Below are 701 nucleotides of genomic sequence, written 5' to 3' on the forward strand. Positions count from 1 at the left end.
ACTACAACCATGTTCGGCCCCACTCATCGTTGGGAAATCGAACGCCTGCACAAGCGCGTCGGACGTTCGTGCAGGACGATAGCATCACGCCCGACGCGCTTGTGCAGGCGAGCGTGCCGGATTATTCAACCGCAAGACTCTCGTTATGATCGAGGGACCGCCGGGGGGCAGGTCACTAGCTGCACGCGCGAGGGAACATCCCTGCGGCGTGCTCCGCGCATCGGCGCCTGCTGGCGCGTGTGCGGCGCCAAGGCGCGCGCTTGCCTGGACCGTTGGGTGTGGGGATGTGTTTATGGTTGCGGGGGCAGGATTTGAACCTGCGACCTTCAGGTTATGAGCCTGACGAGCTACCGGGCTGCTCCACCCCGCGTCACCATTGAGGGCTGAGCGTGTCAGCCTTGAAGCGTGTTTTGTKGTCTGTTCCGGGCGGTGCCGGCGTGGACGGCGGGGTGCTTCTTCCCCGCGTGATGATGGCTGCGTTCGTCATGAACGCGAACAGGGCCCTTATGGGGCCCTGTTTGAGGGCATTTGCCCTTTGTCATTGTGATGGGTTTTTTTACAGCACGCCGGCTTCAATGCCTGGCGACGTCCTACTCTTCCAACGCTTGAGCGTTAGTACCATTGGCGCTGTCAGGTTTCACGGCCGAGTTCGAGATGGGATCGGGTGGGTCACTGACGCTATGGTCACCAAGCAATGGAGA

Annotated in this window: 1 tRNA gene and 1 rRNA gene; both read right to left on the reverse strand. The window is 61.1% G+C overall.

The features are described from left to right. Nucleotides 1-293: 293 nt before the first annotated feature. Nucleotides 294-370, reverse strand: a tRNA-Met gene (locus AB4Z00_RS26555). Nucleotides 371-577: 207 nt separating this feature from the next. After that, nucleotides 578-692: ribosomal RNA gene (gene rrf, locus AB4Z00_RS26560) — 5S ribosomal RNA — on the reverse strand. Nucleotides 693-701 lie beyond the last annotated feature (9 nt).

The organism is Novosphingobium sp. YAF33, assembly GCF_052113265.1.
GTDB lineage: Bacteria > Pseudomonadota > Alphaproteobacteria > Sphingomonadales > Sphingomonadaceae > Novosphingobium.